Consider the following 14,357-nt stretch of genomic DNA (forward strand, 5'->3'; position numbering starts at 1 on the left):
ACGGTGGCGTCCTCCAGGGACTCGGGGCGGCGGGCGCTCCTCACGATGGCCGCGCCCGGCCTCGGCCGCCAGGGAGCGTTCGAGCGAGTCGGCGTCGGTGTCCAGCACGGCGAGGCCGGGCCGCGCCCGCTCCGGGTCCAGGATCCGCTGCACCGGTTCGCCGTCCACCTCGGCGAAGACCGTGCGCAGCGACTCGTGCCGCGCCACCACGTCATGCAGGGCCAGGCGCAGTTCGCGTTCCCGCACCGGGCCCGACAGGCGCAGCGCGATCGGGATGTTGTAGGCGCCGCCGTGCTCCTCCAGCCGGTGCAGGAACCAGAGCCGGCGCTGGGCGAACGACACCGGCAGCGGGTCCGGCCGGTCCATCGGGACCAGCGGGGCCCGCACCGGGGCCGCCCGGTCGAGCCGCTCGGCGAGCGCCGCGACGGTGGGGGCCTCGAACACGGTCCGCACGTCGAGTTCGGCGCCGAGCGCGGAGCGGATCGCGTTGACCAGCCGGATCGCCAGCAGCGAGTGCCCGCCGAGCTGGAAGAAGTCGTCCTCGATGCCCGCCTCGGGCAGTCCGAGCACGTCGGCGAACAGCGCGCAGAGGGTCTCCTCGCGCGGTGTGCGCGGCGCGCCCGAGCCGGCCCGCACCTGGGGATCGGGCTCCGGGAGGGCCGCGCGGTCGAGCTTTCCGTTCGCGGTGACCGGAAGGCGGTCCAGCACCATGAACGCCGCCGGAACCATGTACGCCGGCAGCCGGGTGCCCAGGTGCGCCCGGAGCTCCTTGGCGAGCCGCCCGGCCTGCTGGAACAGCAGCGGCGCGTTGGTGTCGCGGACCGCCTCGTCCTCGGTGGCGGGCTCGGCCTCGGTGGCGGGCTCGGCCCACCCGGTCGGCGGGAACGGTGACGCGGGCGCGGAGGGGTCGGTGAAGAGCACGTCGAGCAGTGCGCCGGGGCCGGACGGCGACCAGGCGACGGCCGTCCGGTAGCCGAGCCGGTCCCCCAGCTCGTACAGCAGCTCCGGGTCGACCCCGGTGTTCTCCTCGGGCCGGGTCCGCGGCCGGGTGAGCGGCCCGCCCGCGCCCAGGGCGGCGGCGGCCGCCGTCTCCGGTCCGGTGCGGCCGTCCGGCACGCCGGTCACCCGCAGGCTCGCCGGGCGGTGCTCCGCGAGGCGGGAGCGGAGGTCGGCCAGGCCGGTGACCTCCCGCGCCCAGCGCAGGGTGGTCGGCTCGGCCGGCGGGACCGGCGCGTCCGGCACCGCGGCGCGCAGCACGACGTCGTAGCGGTAGCGGGTCAGCTCGTTGTGGGCGCGGCCGCGCTTGACGCGGACCTCGGCTCCGGCGAGGCCGTCGGTGGCCCGGGCGAACCGGTGGAAGAAGCCGGGGGCCACCAGGAGCTCCTTCTCCCGCTCCGCCCGGCGCCGGGCCCGGCGCCGGATCCCGGCGGCGTCCTCGGCGTCCTCGGCGCGCGCCAGTTCGACGGCGGCGTGGAAGGTGTGCAGCAGGTCGAGGTTGCGCACGTCGCCCACGAACAGCGAGCCGCCGGGGGCGAGCAGGGCGGTGAGCGCGGTCAGCACCCGCCGCAGGTAGTCGGCGTCGGGGAAGTACTGCGTCACCGAGTTGACGACGATCGTGTCGAAGTGCCCGGCGGGCAGTCCGGTGACGTCGTCCGCGCTCCGGGTGCTCAGCCGCACGGCGGGATGGTCGCCCACGTGCGCACCGAGCGTGCGGATCGCCTGCTCGGAGAAGTCGGTGGCCCAGTACGACTCGCACTCGGCGTACAGCTGGGACAGGATCAGGCCGCTGCCGGCCCCGATCTCCAGCACGTGCCGCGGCCGCAGTTCGCGGATCCGCTCGACGGTGGAGCGGCGCCACTCCTCCATCTCGGGGAGCGGGATGGGCCGGCCGTCGTAGCTGCTCTCCCAGCCGGAGAAGTCCGAGCCGAAGGCGGCGGAGCGGGCGCCGTCGTACATGCCGTCGTAGATCTGCCGCCACTCGGCGACGTGCCGGACCACCCCGACCTCCTGCTCGGCGGACCGCAGGCCGCCCGCGACGACGTAGGCGACCAGCTGCCGTTCGCCGCGGTGGTCGGTGCGCGCCAGCACCTCGGCCTCCGAGACCTCGGGGTGTTCCGCCAGCGTCGCGGCGACCTCCCCGGGCTCCACCCGGAAGCCGCGGATCTTGACCTGGTCGTCGCCGCGGCCCATGAACTCCAGCTGCCAGCCGCCGTTCCAGCGCGCGAGGTCGCCGGTGCGGTACATCCGGCTTCCGGGCGCGCCGAAGGGATCGGCGACGAACCGTTCGGCGGTCAGGCCGGCCTGGTTGAGGTATCCGCGCGCCAGACCGGTCCCGGCCAGCCAGACCTCGCCGGTCACTCCCGGCGGGACCGGCCGCAGCCACTCGTCCAGCACGTAGGCCCGGGTGCCGGCCAGCGGCCGCCCGAGCGGCACCCGGACGTCGGCGGTGTACGGCGACCTCAGCTCGTGCTGGGTGGCGCACAGCGTCATCTCGGTGGGACCGTACAGCTGACGCACGACCGCGCCGGGCGCGTGCTCCAGGACGCGCTGGACCGCGAGCGGCGGGACGACGTCGCCCCCGGTGAGCACCTCGCGGACGGTGGCCAGGCACTCGGGCGCGTCCTCGGCCACGACCCGCAGGAGCCCGGCGGTGAAGTGCACGGCGGTGATCTTCTCGTCCGCGATCAGCCGGGCGAGGGCCGCGGTGTCCAGCGGTCCGGGCGGGGCGAACACCACCTCGTTCCCGGCCAGCAGCGGCACCCACAGTTCGTAGTGGCTGATGTCGAAGGCGTACGGGGCGTGCATGAGCACGCGCTCGTGGTTGCCGGAGTCCCAGCACGGGTCGTCGACGAGGGCGACCACCTCCCGGTGCGCGACGGCCACGCCCTTGGGCAGGCCGGTGGAGCCGGAGGTGTACATGATGGTGGCGAGCTGGTCCGGGTGGACGGCCGGAAGGGCGGGGCCGGGCGTGCCGGCGTCCGCCGGGCGCCGGTCCGCCTCCACCACGACGACCCGCGCCCCGTGCCGGAACTCCCGGGCGAGCATGGCCCGGTCGGTGAGCAGCACGGACGCCGCGGTGTCCGCCATGACCCATTCGAGCCGCTCCGCCGGGTACGCCTCGTGCAGGGGGACGCAGACCCCGCCGGCCTTCCACACCGCGAGCATCGACACGACCAGTTCCGGCGAGCGCTCCAGGAGGACGGCGACCCGGCTCTCCGGGCCGACGCCCCGGGCGGTCAGCGTGCCGGCCAGCGCGTCGGCCCACCGGTCCACCTCCCGGTAGGTCAGCTCCCGGTCACCGGAACGCAGCGCGACCTCGTACGGGTGCTCCGCGGCGGCGCGGGAGAACCGCAGGTGCAGCACGTCCTCGGCGCCGTGGGCCGGCGGGGTCGAGCCGGCGAGCAGTCGGCGGCGTTCGTCCGTGCCGAGGATCTCCACGGCACCGATCCGACGGCGCGGGTCGGCCGCGACGGCCCGCAGGAAGCGGATCAGCCGCTCGACCACGGTCTCCACGGTGGCGCGGTCGAAGAGGTCCGTGCGGTACTCGACGGTGCCCCGCACGCCGTCCGCGACCCGGCCCTCGCGGAACCGCTCGGAGAGGTTGAAGGCGAGGTCGAACTTGGCGGACGGCAGCGGTTCGTGGGCCGGCGTCACCTCCAGGCCGGCGAACCGGATGTCGGGGTCCGGGGTGTTCTGCAGGGCGAGGAAGACCTGGAAGAGCGGGTGCTGGGAGAGCGAGCGCTCCGGATTGAGGATCTCGACCAGGCGCTCGAACGGAAGGTCCTGGTGGGCGTAGGCGGCCAGGGAGTCGTCCCGGACCGCCGTCAGCAGTTCGGTGAAGCGCGGGTCGCCCGAGGTCCGGGTGCGCAGCACCAGGGTGTTGACGAAGAAGCCGATCAGGTCCTCAAGGGCGGCGTCGGTGCGGCCGGAGATGGGCGAGCCGATCGGGATGTCGGTGCCCGCTCCGAGCCGGGTGCACAGCGCGGCCAGCGCGGCCCGCAGCACCATGAAGAGGCTGGCGTTGTGCCGGTGGGCCAGGTCGAGCAGGCGCTGGTGGAGTTCGGCGTCCAGGTCGAGGCCGACCGTCCCGCCCTGGAAGCCGGCCTCGCGCGGACGCGGCCGGTCCGTCGGCAGCGTGGTCTGCTCGGGCAGTGCGCGCAGCGCGTCCTGCCAGAAGGCGGTCTGCGTCGCCAGGACGCTCGCCGGGTCGTCGTCCGCGCCGAGGACCTCGCGCTGCCACAGCGTGTAGTCGGCGTACTGGACCGGCAGCGGACGCCAACCGGGCGCCCGGCCGCGGCTCCTGGCCTGGTAGGCGGCACCGAGGTCGCGGGCGAGCACGGTCAGCGACCAGCCGTCGGCGGCGATGTGGTGCTGGACGAGCAGCAGCACGTGCTCGGTCGGCGACAGCGCGAACAGGTGGGCGCGCAGCGGGGCTTCGCGGGTGAGGTCGAAGGGCTCGGCCGCGGCGGCGCGCAGCAGGGCGGGCAGGTCCGCCTCGCCGCTCTCCGTCACCGTCAGGACGGGGCGGGCCGCCCGCGGGTCGAGGACGAGCTGGTGGGGCTCTCCGTCGACCTCCGGGAAGACGGTGCGCAGCACTTCGTGGCGGGCGGTGACGTCGGCGAGGGCCTCCGCGAGCGCCGCCCGGTCCAGTGCGCCGCGCAGCCGCAGGACGCTCTGCATGTGGTAGGCGGAGCCGTCGTCCGCCAGCCGGTTGATGAACCAGAGCCGGCGCTGCCCGAAGGACAGCGGGATCCGCGCGGGGCGGGCGGCGGGTGCGAGCGGGCGGCGCGCGGTGGCCGAGCCGTCGATCCGGGCGGCGAGGGCGGCGACGGTGGGCGCCTCGAAGAGGGTGCGCACCGGGATCTCCACCCGCAGCCGCGAGCGCAGGGCGTTCACCAGGCGGGTGGCGAGCAGCGAGTGGCCGCCGTGCTGGAAGAAGTCGTCGTCCAGGCCCACCTGGGACACTTCGAGGACCTCGGCGAACAGCTCGCAGAGGATCTCCTCCTGCGGGGTGCGCGGCCTGCGTCCGGGCACGGCCGGGCCGAGGTCGGGGGCCGGCAGGGCCTTGCGGTCCAGCTTGCCGTTGGGGGTCAGCGGCAGCGCGTCGAGCACGGTCAGGGCGGTGGGGACCATGTGGCCGGGCAGCCGGCGGGCGAGGTGGTCGCGCAGCGCGGCCGGGTCCGGTCCGGCGCCGGGGACCGGTACGGCGTACCCGGCCAGGACCGGCCCGGCGGAGCCGAGGTCCCGGACCACGACGGCGGCCTGGGCGACCTCGGGGTGGCCGGTGAGCGCGTGTTCGATCTCCCCGAGCTCGATCCGGAACCCCCGGACCTTGACCTGGCCGTCGGTCCGGCCGAGGTACTCCAGGCCGCCGTCGTCGCGCCGGCGGGCCAGGTCCCCGGTGCGGTACATCCGGGAGCCGGGCGGGCCGAAGGGGTCGGCCACGAAGCGCTCGGCGGTCAGCCCGGGCCGGTTCAGGTACCCCCTGGCCACGCCGGCGCCCGCGATGAACAGCTCGCCGGTGGCGCCGGTGGGCGCGGGGCGCAGCGCGCGGTCGAGCACGTGGACGCGGGTGTTGGCGAGTGGGCTTCCGATCGGCGGCCGTCCGGGGTGTCCGGGGTCGAGGGTGGCCGCCGTCGACCAGATGGTGGTCTCGGTGGGGCCGTAGACGTTGGTGGCCCCTGCGGTCGCCTCGCCCAGCTCCCGGGCCAGGCCCTCGGGCAGCGCCTCGCCGCCGACCAGCGCCTTCAGCCCGGCCAGGTCCTGCGAGCCGTGGTCCAGCAGGCCGCGCCAGAGGGTGGGCGTGGCCTGGACGACCGTCACACCGGCGTCGGCGATCAGCTGCTTGAGCGCCCGCGGGTCGTGCGCGCCGTCCTGGGCCGCAAGGACCAGTTCGCCTCCGGACAGCAGCGGCAGCAGCAGTTCCAGGTTGGCGATGTCGAAGCCGAAGGTGGTGACGGCGAGCATCCGGTCGTCGGGGCCGAAGTCCAGCCGCCGCTGGAAGTCCGTCAGCAGGTTGACGAGGTTCTCGCCCGGGATCACCGTGCCCTTGGGCACTCCGGTGGAGCCGGATGTGTAGATCACGTAGGCGGGGCTGAGCGGATGGGTGGGGACGGGCCGGTCGTTCGCCATGGGGATCCCTCGCTGAGGACGGCGTGGTGGGGCACGGGGCGGTGGGTGAGGCCGCCACGGGACGGTGCGTGGGCCGCGCGCCCCGGCCGGTCCCGGCCGGGGCTCCGCGGGGTCAGCCGGCCTGGGTGGCGCGGCGCACGGCGACCGGCAGCCGGACCGGGCCCAGGACGCCGATCGAGGGGTGGAACCGGATGCCGGAGTCGGGCAGCACCTCGATCCGCTCGAAGCGCCGCAGGAGGGCGGTGAGCGCGATCCGGGCCTCCATGCGGGCCAGCGGCGCGCCCAGGCAGAAGTGGATGCCCTTGCCGAAGCCGATGTGCCGGCCCTGGTTCGGCCGGTGGATGTCGAACTCCTCCGCCCGCTCGAAGTGCGCGGCGTCGCGGTGGGCGGAGAGCAGCCACACGCAGACGACCGCGCCGGCCGGGATGTCCTCCCCGCCGAGCCGCGTCCCGCTCGCCGTCACCCGCTGGTCGCGCACCAGGGGTGAGCGCCAGCGCAGCACCTCCTCGACGACCTTGGGCAGGAGGTCCAGGTCGGCGCGGACCTCGTCGAGGACGTCGGGGTGGCTGTCCAGGCTCATGACGGTGCTGCCGACGAGCACGGAGGACGGCAGGTGCCCGGCGATCACGAACATGCCGATGACGCCGACGATCTCGTGGTCCTCCAGGGACCGTCCGTCGACCTCGGCCCGCGCCAGGGCGCTGATCAGGTCGTCCCGGGGCTCGGCGCGGCGCTGGTGGATGATGTCGAGCAGGTAGGCGGAGGCGAAGCGGACCAGCTCGCCCAGTTCGCGCACCGCGGACTCCTCGGCCCGGCCGAGCTCACCGGCCGGCCGGGCGCCGAGCAGCGCGTCCGCCCAGACCGTGAACATCCCGTGGTCCTTCTCCGGGATGCCGAAGAGCTTGGCGATCACCCGGGCGGTCAGCGGGGCGGCGTAGTCGGCCACCACGTCGAAGGTGCCGGTGCCGTCGGCCGACAGCTCGATCCCGTCCAGCAGTTCCTCGGCCGTCTCGGCGATGACGGGTTCGAGGCCGGCGATGACATGGGGTGTGAAGGCGCGCCGCACCAGTTCGCGCATCCGGGTGTGGCGGGGCGGGTCGATGCCGAGGAAGTTGCCCTGGGCGGCGCTGGCCAGCTCCCGCTCGTCCTCGGGGATCATGTCGTTCATGTCGCTGGAGAAGGTCCGGTGGTCGCCGAGCACCTGGAGTGCCTCGTCGTAGCCGAACACCTCCCACACGCCCGGCTGGGAGCTCCGGGCCACCGGGCCGGCGGCGCGACCGCGGTCCAGGTAGTCCAGGAACGCCTTGGTGCGCTGGTCATGGGGAAGACTGGTCAGAGCTGCGAGATCGGTCATGAGTAGCCCCCGCGAGCAGAAGTGGTTAACGAGCACCGGCCGCGATAGGAACTGAAGGTGGCCGGTCGCCTTGCCCGCCTGGCCACGTCCGACGAAATCCCCCGCGCCGCCCTGAATGGTTCCATTCGAGCGCGAAAAGGACGGCCCGAGTCGACACCAACGGTACGGGAGCCTAGGTAGGCCCTCTTGAGAGTGTCAAGGATTTTCTTCGGCCGCCCCCGGTCGCGGGCGTCCGACCTGGGGAAATGGCGGCCCCGGCACCGGCTTCGCGGCCCGGCCGGCGGGGGGAGGGGTTCCGGCCAGCAGAGTGGCGTTCCGGCCATACCCTTGCGATCGTTACCGTCCGGAGTATGCTGCAGATCGGTGCGTGTCGGACTCTTTTTCGGGGGAAGTTGAGGGACGCCGTCCAATTCCCAGGCCCCCGCTTGCTTGTGAATGGATTGCAATCGCCAACTGCTTCACGAAGGACTCTGCATGCCAGCGACAGCGCGTCATGAAACCGCCCTTACTTCCGCTCAGACCGGAATGTGGCTGGCCCAGCGCTTCGCGCGGGACGGCCTCGACTACAGCGTCGCGGTGTACGCCGACATCGCCGGCCCGCTCGACGCCGGCCTGCTGGTGCGGGCGGCCCGCGAGACCTTCGCCGACACCCCGACCCTGCGGGCGCGCATCGTGGCGGCCGGCCCGGAGCCGGTCCAGGTGATCGACGATTCGGCCGAATTCGCGATCCCCTACCTGGACTTGTGTGACCGGGAGCGGCCGCACGCGGCGGCGGTGGCGTGGATGGAGGACGAGCTCACCGTGCCGCTCGCCCCGGACGCCGGCCGGATGTGCTCCGGCGCGCTGCTGCGGATCGGGGAGGACCGCCATCTGTGGTACCTGCGGGCCCACCATGTGGCGATCGACGGATTCTCCGGCGCGCTGTTCCTCCGGGAGGCCGCCGCCCGGTACACCGCGCTGGTGGCCGGCCGCACCCCCCGGAACGGTTTTGGCCGATTCGAGGAGATGTTGCGCGCGGATCGTGCCTATCGCGAGTCCGCGGCATTACACACCGACCGCGCGTACTGGACGGAAAAGCTCGCGGGCGGCCCTCCGCCGGCATCCTTCGGACAGGCCGAACCGAACCGTCCGCCCGGCCGGACCCGCGAGACGGTGGAAATCGGAAACGACCTGGGCGGGGCCCTCGAAAAACTGGCCCGGAATTCCGGCGTGACATCTGCGGCCGTTTACGCCGCGGCCGCCGCCCGGTACACCGCGCGACTCACCGGTGAACCGGACGTCCTTCTCGGACTGCCGGTCACCGCCCGGTTCGGCAAGGCGATGCGCGGAATTCCGGGAATGATGTCCAACGTGGTTCCGCTGCGCGTGCTGGCGGACCCGGATCAGCCACTGTCTGGATTTCTTCGGCACGTCTCCGCCGAAATGCGGCTCGGCCTGCGGCACCAGCGCTACCGGTACGAGGACCTGCGCAACGACCTCGGCGCGGGCGAGGACGGCGGCCCGCTGGTCGGGCCGCACGTCAACCTGCAGTTCTTCGACCAGGACGTGCACCTCGCCGGATGCGCGACGACGGTGCACAACCTGACCAACGGCCCGGTCGACGACCTGGCCTTCGTGTTCTACGGGGACGTCCGGCGGGGAAACGGACGGCTCGACGTCGACGGCAACACCGGGCTCTACCGCCGCGCCGATCTCCGGGTGCACGGTCAGGGCCTGCTGCGCGTGCTGGAGCGGATGGCCGACGCGGATCCGGACACCCCGTGCCACCGGCTCGACGTCTTCCGGCCCGACGACCTGGAGCGGCTGCTCGTCGGCCGCAACGACACCGGGCGGCCGGCCGGCCCCGAGACGGTCGTCGACCTGTTCCAGGCCCAGGTGTCGGCCACCCCCGACGCCCCCGCCGTGGTGCACGGGACGCGCGGCCTCTCGTACCGGGAGCTGAACGAGCGGGCGAACCGGCTCGCGGCGCTGCTGCTGGCCCGCGGCCTCGGCCCGGAGGACGTCGTCGCGCTCGCGGTGCCGCGCTCCGTGGAACTGGTCACCGCCCTGCTGGCCGTCGCCAAGTCCGGTGCCGCGTTCCTGCCCATCGACCCGGACCACCCGGCGGACCGGATCGCCTACCTGCTCGACGACGCCCGGCCGGCACTGCTGATCACCACCCGGGACACCGTGCCGCGGCTGCCCGGGACCGCGACCACCCCGCGACTGCTGCTCGACGACGCCGGCCTGGCGACGGCACTGGCCGCGGCTCCCGGCCGGGACGTCACCCAGGCCGACCGCCCCCGGCCGCTCCTGCCGGACTCGCCCTCCTACGTCATCCACACCTCCGGCTCGACAGGTCGGCCGAAGGGAGCGGTCAACACCCACGCCGGCCTGGCGAACCGGCTGCGGTGGATGCAGGACCGCTACCGGCTCACCGCGCGGGACCGGGTGCTGCAGAAGACCTCCTGCGGATTCGACGTCTCCGTCTGGGAGTTCTTCTGGCCCCTGGTGAGCGGCGCGACCCTGGTGATGGCCGACCCGGGGATGCACCGCGACCCCGGGTACCTCGCCGCGGTGATCCGCGAACAGCGGGTCACCACCGTCCACTTCGTCCCCGCCATGCTCCAGGCCTTCCTGGCCGAACCCGAGACCCGCCGGTGCACCGGCCTGCGCCGGGTGATCTGCAGCGGCGAGGCCCTGCCCGCCGAACTCGCCGCCCGGTTCCTCTCCGTCCTCGACTGCGAGCTGCACAACCTGTACGGACCGACCGAGGCGTCCATCGACGTGACGGCCTGGCAGTGCGACCCGGCGCGCACCGGCGCGCCGCCGATCGGACGCCCGATCGCCAACACCCGGGTGTACGTGCTGAACCGGGCCCTGGAGCCGGTGCCCGACGGCGTGCCCGGTGAGCTCTACCTGGCCGGCGCCGGCCTCGCGCGCGGCTACCTCGGCCGGCCGACGGTCACCGCGGAGCGCTTCGTGGCCTGCCCCTTCGGCCGGCCCGGTGAGCGGATGTACCGCACCGGCGACCTCGCCCGCTGGGACGCCGACGGCCAACTGGTCTACCTGGGCCGGACGGACGAACAGGTGAAGATCCGGGGAGTGCGGATCGAACCCGGCGAGATCGCCTCCGTCCTCGGCGAACACCCCGACGTCGGCGAGGCGGTGGTGGTGGCCCGCGACGACCGCTCGTCCGGGAAGTACCTCGTCGGCTACGTGGTGCCCGAGCGCGACCGCCTCGACTCAGCGCGGGAGCGGACCGACGGCGAGCACGTCGACCAGTGGCAACAGCTGTACCAGTCGATGTACGGCGCGCGCTCCGAGGCCGCTTTCGGCGAGGAGTTCGCCGGCTGGGACAGCAGCTACACCGACCGCCCGCTGCCGCTGGAGGACATGCGGCAATGGCGCGACCGGACGGTGGAGGCGATCCGCGCCCTCCGGCCCCGCCGGCTGCTGGAGATCGGCGTCGGCAGCGGACTGCTGCTCGCACCCCTCGCGCCGGACACCGAGCGCTACTGGGCGACCGACTTCTCGCCGGCCGCGATCACCGCGCTGCGCCGCCACCTCGGCGCCCGGCCGGACCTGGCCGGGCGCGTCGAGCTGCGGACCCAGCCCGCCGACGACCTGTCCGGGCTGCCCGAGGGCTTCTTCGACACCGTGGTCGTCAACTCCGTGGTGCAGTACTTCCCCGGCGCGGACTACCTCAGGACCGTCCTGCGCGGAGCGCTCGGCCTGCTGCGCCCCGGAGGAGCCGTCTTCCTCGGCGACGTCCGCGACCTGAGGCTGCGCCGGTTCCTCGCCACCGGTGTGCAGCTCGCGCACAGCCCGGCCGACGCGGACCCCGAGGCGGTGCGCCGGGCCGTGGAACAGCGGCTGCGCCAGGAGAACGAACTCCTGGTGGACCCGGGGTTCTTCACCGCGCTCCAGCAGGAGAGCGCCGACCTCGACGGCGTGGACATCCGGGTCAAGCGCGGCGACTACGACACCGAACTGAGCCGCTACCGCTACGACGTGGTGCTGCACAAGCGCGCGGAGGTCCGGCCGCTCTCGCTGCTCGGCACGCCGAGCGCGGGCTGGGGCGCCGAGGTCGCCGGCCTGGCCGCGCTGCGGGACCGGCTCGCCGGCGACGCGCCGGAGCGGCTGCGGATCACCGGAGTGCCCAACGGCCGTCTGGCGCCCGAGGTGTCGGCGACGCGGCGGCTGCTCGCCGGGGCCCCGATGGCCGAGGTGCGACGGGCGGTGGACGGGGACGCCCCGGCCGGCCCCTCGCCGGAGGCCTTCCACCGGCTCGGCGCGGACCTCGGCTACCGCACCCTGGTCACCTGGTCCGGCGAGGGCGCCGACGGCGAACTCGACGTGGTCTTCCTGAACTCCCGGACCCACCCCGCCACCGCGGCCCTGACCGACGTCCTGCTCCCCGCCGAGGCGGCGCCACCGGACCTGACCAACAACCCCGCGATCGGCCGCGAGGCCGGCCGGCTCGCCGCCGCCCTGCGCGAGCACCTGCGGGAGAACCTGCCCGACTACATGGTCCCCGCCGCCGTCATGGTGCTCGACGCGCTGCCCGTCACGGCCAACGGAAAGCTGGACCGACGGGCCCTGCCCGCACCGGAGTTCCGCGCCACCGGCGGCGGCCGGCCCGCCCGGGGACCGCGCGAGGAACTGCTGAGCCGGCTCTTCGCCGAGATCCTCGGCCTGCCCGCGATCGGTGCCGACGACAGCTTCTTCGACCACGGCGGCGACAGCATCGGCGCGATCCAGCTGGTCAGCCGGGCCCGCGGGGCCGGAGTGCTGTTCACCCCGCGCGAGGTCTTCGAGCACCGGACGGTGGCCCGGCTCGCCGAGGTGGCCCGCGCCCACGACACCCGCGGCCCGGCGCCCGGCACCGGGGTCGGCCCCGTCCACCCGCTGCCGATCGTCCACCACCTGCGCGAACGCGGCGGCCCGGTCGGGAGGTTCAGCCAGTCCGTGCGACTCGACGTGCCCGCCGGGCTGCGCGCGGACCTCCTCGGCGAGGCCCTGCGGACCGTGCTCGACCACCACGACGCGCTGCGCCTGCGCCTGGACCGGGACGACGACGCGTGGTCGCTGGTGGTCCGGCCACGCCGGGCGCTGCCTGCGGCGGGTGGCCGTCGCGGAGAGCGGCGAGCTCACCGCCGCGGAGCTGCGGACCGAGGAGGAGGCCGCCCTCGACCGGCTCGACCCCGACCGCGGCGACCTGGTGCAGGCCGTCTGGTTCGACTCCGGCCCGGCCCGCCGGGGCAGGCTGTTCCTCGCCGTCCACCACCTGGCCGTGGACGGGGTGTCCTGGCGCGTCCTGGTGCCCGACCTGGCCGACGCCTACGCCGCCCTGGCCGAAGGCGGACGCCCGGCACCCGCCCCGGTGGGCACCTCGCTGCGGCAGTGGTCGCGGTGGATGACCGAGCGGGCCGAAGCCGCCGACGTGGTCGGCGAGCTCGACCACTGGCGGGAGACGCTCGCCGACCGCGCCGCCCCGCTCGGCGCACGCGCGCTCGACCCCGCCCGGGACGTCCTCGCCACCCGGCGCACCCTGGTGTCCTCCGTCGACGGTGACACCACCGCGGCGCTGCTCACCGAGGTGACCACCGCCTTCCACGCCGGCGCGAACGACGTCCTGCTCGCCGCCCTGGCCCTGGCCCTGCGGGACTGGCGCCGACGGCGCGGGCACGCCGCCGCGCCGGTGCTGATCGACCTGGAGGGACACGGCCGCGAGGAGGAGGCCGCCCCGGACGCCGACCTCTCCCGCACCGTCGGATGGTTCACCAGCCTCTACCCGGTGCGCCTCGACCCCGGCGTGAGCGAGCCGGCCGAGACCTGGGCCGCGGGCCAGGCCGTCGCGACCGCGCTGCGCAACGTCAAGGAGCAGCTGGCGGCGGTGCCCGGCAAGGGACTCGGCTTCGGACTGCTGCGCCACCTCAACCCGCGGACCGCCCCCGCCCTGGCCGGCCCCGGCGGTCCGGACGTCCTCTTCAACTACCTCGGCCGTTCCCTCGCCACCCGGGGCGAGGGGGCCTGGAGTCCGGCGCGCGACGGCGGCGCACTGGCCGGGCACGCCGACCCCGGGGCGCCCTTCGCGCACCCGCTGGAGATCAACGCGCTCGTCCACGGGGACGGCGAGGACGGCGAGGACGGCCCGCGGCTCGCCGCCGAGTGGTCCTGGCCGGCCGGCCTGTTCACCGAGGACGAGATCCGGGACCTCGCCGACACCTGGTCCACCGCCCTGCGCGCGCTGGCCGCCCACGCCCGCCGGCCGGGCGCCGGGGGCCACACGCCGTCCGACTTCCCGCTCGCCCGGCTCGAACAGCAGGACGTCGACGAGATCGAGGCCGCCTGCCCCGACGTCGAGGACGTCCTGCCGCTGACGCCGCTCCAGGAGGGCCTGGCCTTCCACGCGGCGTACGACGACCGGGCGCCGGACGTCTACCACGTCCAGATCGCCCTCGACCTGAACGGCGAGGTCGATCCCGGCAGGCTGCGCGAGGCGGCCGAGGCCCTGCTGCGCCGCCACCCGCCGCTGCGGAGCTGCGTACGGCACCGGGTGAGCGGCGGCCTGGTCCAGGTGGTCCGCGCCGAGGTGCCGGTGCCGTGGCGGTACCTGGACCTGAGCGGGAGCGACCCCGACCGGCAGGCGGCACGGGCGCGGGAGGCGGTCCAGGACGACCTGGGCCGGCGCTTCGACCTGGCCGAGGCGCCCCTGCTGCGCCTGACGCTGCTGCGCCTCGGCGAAGGCCGCCACACCCTGGTGGTGACCAACCACCACATCGTCCTCGACGGCTGGTCGATGCCCCTGCTGCTGCAGGAGCTGTTCGCCCACTACGACTCCCGGGGCGCCGGCGCCCCGGCGCGGCCGAGCGGCTCCTGGCGCGGC

3 protein-coding genes and 1 pseudogene are annotated in these 14,357 nt (G+C 74.7%); 2 read left to right on the forward strand and 2 right to left on the reverse strand.

Features of this window, described 5'->3' with window-relative positions; genetic code table 11:
* Both ABD308_RS17145 and ABD308_RS17150 read right to left on the reverse strand, forming a co-directional pair.
* Positions 1 to 6,132: amino acid adenylation domain-containing protein (locus ABD308_RS17145; RefSeq protein ID WP_344335227.1), on the reverse strand; the 6,132-nt coding region annotated here is incomplete at its 3' end.
* A 112-nt stretch (positions 6,133 to 6,244) separates the two neighbouring features.
* Positions 6,245 to 7,486, reverse strand: a complete 1,242-nt coding sequence (locus ABD308_RS17150; RefSeq protein ID WP_344335230.1) for a cytochrome P450 — start codon at positions 7,484 to 7,486, stop codon at positions 6,245 to 6,247.
* Positions 7,487 to 7,960: 474 nt separating this feature from the next.
* Between ABD308_RS17150 and ABD308_RS17155 the strand changes: the two are divergent.
* Together ABD308_RS17155 and ABD308_RS17160 are read left to right on the forward strand one after the other, a co-directional pair.
* Positions 7,961 to 12,301 (forward strand): annotated as a pseudogene (locus tag ABD308_RS17155) (amino acid adenylation domain-containing protein); the annotation flags it as partial.
* A gap of 388 nt (positions 12,302 to 12,689) precedes the next feature.
* Positions 12,690 to 14,357 (forward strand): condensation domain-containing protein (locus tag ABD308_RS17160; RefSeq protein WP_344335233.1); only part of this gene is annotated, 1,668 nt, incomplete at its 3' end.

It is taken from the genome of Kitasatospora putterlickiae, from assembly GCF_039527695.1.
Taxonomy (GTDB): Bacteria; Actinomycetota; Actinomycetes; order Streptomycetales; family Streptomycetaceae; genus Kitasatospora; species Kitasatospora putterlickiae.